We start from the raw sequence: 4,306 nt of genomic DNA on the forward strand, positions 1-4,306 counted from the left end.
CTTTGACGGGTTTGACCCATACTTCCAAATCGACACTCATGGATGTGCGGCCGATCTTAGTGCATTCGCCGTAGCAGCATACGACATCGCCCACACCAACAGGTTTTTTGAACGTAATGCTTGATACCGAAACGGTGACAACGCGACCACAAGAGATCTCTTTTGCCAGAATCGCGCCCGCTAAGTCGAGCTGAGACATTATCCAACCGCCAAAAATATCGCCATTGGCGTTTGTATCTGCAGGCATTGCAAGGGTACGAAGCAGCATTTGACCTTTCGGAGAGCTAATTTCTTGACTCATTGTGACATCCTAAATCTTAAAGGCGCTCAAACTAAGCGCCAACATAGTAAATACCTAGAACCAAAGGTCCTTAAAAAACCGCAGATACCGGACCAGAGAAAGTTGATTTACAGCAGCAAGAATGGTCTGAAAACGGTACGTTGTTTGAGCGGTTTACTGATACATGGAGCAAAACAGCGACCCTAAGGTCGCTGTGAAGTCGCGGATTATAGCAAAACTGAGTTTTTAATCATCAGTGGACACATCGGATGAGTTATTTTTTTGTTCTTTTGGCATGTGTTTATAAATGTAAAAGCCAGTCGCAATCATGTAGGCAAATGTCGCGATCAACATTCCAAATACTTTGAAGTTAACCCAAACATCCAACGGCAATTCGTAAGCAATATAAATGTTTAGGCCAGCGAAGAATGAGAAGAAGCCAACCCAAGCCCAGTTAATCTTTGCCCAAACAGCGTCAGGTAACGTAATTTCCTTGCCTAGCATACCTTTGATGGCTGATTTTCCCAATGCGTGGCTCACTGCTAAGCCAATCGCCAGAATCGCGTAAATGATGGTGACTTTCCACTTTATAAAATTGTCGTCGTGGAAGAAAAGGGTCATGCCGCCGAAGATAGTGACGATAACAAATGTTATTAGCTGTATCTTTTCGACTTTCTTATATAGCGCATAGGTGACGACAAGCTGAATGGCTGTTGCTGCGATCAGTGCACCTGTCGCCAAGTAGATGTCGTACAGCTTGTATAAAGCGAAGAAAACGATGAGTGGTATAAAGTCTAGGATCTGCTTCATGATGGCAAAATCTACCTAATTATTGAATTGAAGACAGTCTAACGGAATCTGACAAGATGTGAATACTGAGGAAGTTAAGGTAAGAATAGTAACGCTTAGTATATCGTACAGCCCGCAAGCTTCTTCCACGTCGAAACAGCAAATGGAAGGAATAAAAATTGCCGCGTGAAGCGGCAATAGAGTTGAGAGTTTTAAACCTTAAGCAACACGTTGATATTGGGAAATAAGCGTTTTTACATCTTCTAAATAGCCTTCCCGTAGTAAGTTATCGACCGTTGCTTCTAGCTCTTCGAGAGACATCGTGAAGCAAGTGGATTTACCAGTCATCAGGCTCAGATATTGATGATACTCTTCTTCTGTATAGTGGCCTAAGCGATCAAGTAACAGTGTTTTGATTCCATGATGAATCAAGCCGTAGTATGTATGTCGATGAAGTAACATGGCGATCTCCTTATCAAGCTCATACGCTACTCTTTTGCAGCCTGCTTGACCTTCTGGATAATTCGATTTACTCCAATAATGCACATCTAGTGCCAATTCTATATTTGCAGATTAAAAAGTGTTGGAAGGCGCAAAATTCTCGTTCTGTAACCATCTTTGGATGACGACTTGAAGTGCATTTAACGTGGTGGGCTTTTCGAGTCTGTCATCCATGAGTTTCGAAATTAGCTCCAACTCTCTAGCTCCAGACTCACCAGATAAGGCAATGATTGGAACGGAGGATGTGATTTGCTTAATCCGTTGGCTTGCGTCAAATCCATTCATTACCGGCATTTGGACATCCATAAGAACGAGATCAATCTTGTGAGAGTGGAATAGTTCTACCGCAGAGGCTCCATTATTTGCTTGTAAGCTGTTGACTCCCAATCTTTTTAAATACATCTGTACCAAGGTGCGTTGCACCTCTTTGTCATCAACAATGAGCACTGTTGGTGCATCTTTACATACTTGTACGTGTTGAGCTGAATGATTTTCAGAATGTGATGGAGTTGCTTTCCAGCTATCAAAGTCCGGTGCTCTTAATGTCTCTGGTTTTGGTGCGTTTGGTACGACTGGGAAATACAAGTAGAATTCTGTGAACTCGTTCAATTCAGACTGGCACTCTATTCGTCCTCCGAAGGAGCGCATAACACGTTGGCAATAGCCCAAACCTAAGCCACTGCCTCCGCTTTTTTGATACGAGAAAAAGTCATCAAATATCTTGTGTAAGATACTGCTATCTATACCTGGCCCACTATCTCGGAAGATCAGAATGTTTTCGTAAGCCCCCGTCTGGGTACGAATCTCAATTTGACTGTCGGGATAAGAATCAAAATAGTAGATAGCGTTACGAATCAAATTGAAAATGACAAAGTTAAACAGGGTCTCATTTAATTTCGCGACAAAATCGTGTGCCTGTGGCAGGTTAATTCTCTCTATTATTTGATCGTTTTCAAAACCATAACGGCTTACTGCTTGGTCGATGGCTTTATGTATGGAAGTGAGAGCTAAAGGCTCATGCTCTGGTGAACTGTCGCTAACTTCTCGTAAAATAATATCGATAAGTTGTCGACCGCGTTGTATAGCGGCTTCACCTTTATCAATTTCTCTTTTTAACGTATCCAGTGAGGCGTTTGACTCTATATGCTGTTTTAAAGCTTCAAATTGTAATTGTACTTGAGCGAGAGGGTTACGCATTTCATGTGCAATGGAGTTAGCCAGCGCACGGCTTTGGCGTACCTTTCTATCGGCTTCAATGGTGCTCTGGATGCGAACTAATAACGTTTGCAGAGCTGAGATTTCTTCATTAGAAAACAGCTTATTATCTATTTTATGTGAAGAAATTAGTAAGTGAGTAACAGACTTTCCACGACCGAAGAGAGGCATAACGAGCGCAGTATTGCTTGAGCGCATACGCTCGTAGAGCTTTCTCATAGACCCTTTAGAAGAGGAGGCATAATCAATTTCTTCAGACAACTCATCAAGCACGAGAACTGACTTGCTTGACGGCAGGTACTCTTCGTAAAACGTTTCTGTGTAATTGCTAGTGACTAGCTGTAGCTTGTTGTTTGGTATGTTAAGTAACGATGCCAACTGATGCATAGCATCATCTATTGAGCGTTTAAACTCTTCCTCTAACCCAAGGATTTGCTGAACGGGAGTGTGTCGTTTCCCATAAATAAAATACGAAGCGAAACGACTGACTCGCTTAAAAAGCAAGTGCCAAGTGATACCGATAAGCGCACATAAAGGTACCGCAACAAGCCATTGGTTATCTTCAGAGATAGGAATAAATATCGCCCCTAGCGGCAGAACAAAAATGGCGCAGACTAAGAGCGCGCTTACCGTTAAGTACGTGAGATATTTAGCGCTGTAGAAGCGAGAGGTAAGTAGGGCATAGCCGACAAACAACATTTCGCTGATTGAAAGTGCTGGTGGTAACCAAGTTAGGGAGAAGTCGCCAAGGAAATACGTCATTCCAAGGTGTATCACTGCCGTAGATAACATGAATACCAAAATGCCAGCGATCATATAGTTGCTTTTTGCTAGCGTGAGCTTGCTGCTGTTAGCGCGCATGGCAATCAAGTTAAGCAGCGTTAGTACCACGAAAGCTAGCAAACTAATGAAAAAATATGAGGTATGTGGGCCAAATTCAATGACGAACTGGCTTGGACCACTAATGGTGACATTTTCGACAGTAAGATTCGGCACTAAGTTGATGTACAGTGAATACGTTGCTAGTGCGACAAAGACGACTTTTTGCCAGACTTTGACCGCTGTTTTTTTAACATCTGCGGTTAACTGGCAAGAAAAATAGAATGCAAACGCAAAGGCGAAAAAAGACGCTAAGTTCGCTAACTTAGCCATAAAAATGCCACCAACAGAGCCTAATTCTGGCAATAAATCGGTATGGAAATAGGCGTTGCTGCTTATCCAAACAATGATACAGCTGGAATAAGCGATGTAAGGCGCGTGATGCGAGCCTAAGATTGATTCACTCTTCTGTTTTAGGCGATAGCAGTAATACAGTAGCCAAGCGAATACTATTAGTACAGTCGCGTACAATGCCATTGCTTTTGGGTAAAAGAGACCGTGCAAATGAACATCAAGCATGCTCATTCACCTTTTTATCCATTCTTTTTGTTCGTACGCAATGTTTGTAGTCGCGAAATTGTATGTCTTGAAATGCTTCAACCATCATACCTAAATTCCAGAAACCGCGGTATGTCTTGGTAC

5 protein-coding genes are annotated in these 4,306 nt (G+C 42.5%); all 5 read right to left on the minus strand.

Annotated features, from left to right (window positions below):
- On the minus strand, nt 1–301 hold a 301-nt coding region (gene yciA, locus CAG68_RS00100), incomplete at its 3' end, for an acyl-CoA thioester hydrolase YciA (protein ID WP_161440624.1).
- Nucleotides 302–526: 225 nt separating this feature from the next.
- A complete protein-coding gene (locus tag CAG68_RS00105; RefSeq protein WP_086046910.1) occupies nt 527–1,090 on the minus strand; it encodes a septation protein A in 564 nt (187 codons plus the stop codon).
- A gap of 198 nt (nt 1,091–1,288) precedes the next feature.
- A complete protein-coding gene (locus CAG68_RS00110; protein ID WP_005376770.1) occupies nt 1,289–1,531 on the minus strand; it encodes a hypothetical protein in 243 nt (80 codons plus the stop codon).
- 111 nt (nt 1,532–1,642) lie between these two features.
- On the minus strand, nt 1,643–4,183 hold the full coding sequence (gene luxN / locus CAG68_RS00115) for a quorum-sensing autoinducer 1 sensor kinase/phosphatase LuxN (protein WP_086046909.1): 2,541 nt from the start codon (nt 4,181–4,183) through the stop codon (nt 1,643–1,645).
- Nucleotides 4,176–4,306: acyl-homoserine-lactone synthase (locus tag CAG68_RS00120; protein WP_272926213.1), on the minus strand; the 131-nt coding region annotated here is incomplete at its 5' end. The genes CAG68_RS00120 and luxN, both read right to left, overlap by 8 nt.

The sequence above is a fragment of the Vibrio sp. V42_P2S4T144 genome (assembly GCF_009904715.1).
In the GTDB taxonomy this organism is placed as follows: Bacteria; Pseudomonadota; Gammaproteobacteria; order Enterobacterales; family Vibrionaceae; genus Vibrio; species Vibrio alginolyticus.

Bases quoted from the DNA above. Each gene is read 5' to 3' on its own strand.
- CAG68_RS00105 (WP_086046910.1), bottom strand. From the start codon at position 1,090: ATGAAGCAGATCCTAGACTTTATACCACTCATCGTTTTCTTCGCTTTA.
- CAG68_RS00110 (WP_005376770.1), bottom strand. From the start codon at position 1,531: ATGTTACTTCATCGACATACATACTACGGCTTGATTCATCATGGAATC.
- luxN (WP_086046909.1), bottom strand. From the start codon at position 4,183: ATGCTTGATGTTCATTTGCACGGTCTCTTTTACCCAAAAGCAATGGCA.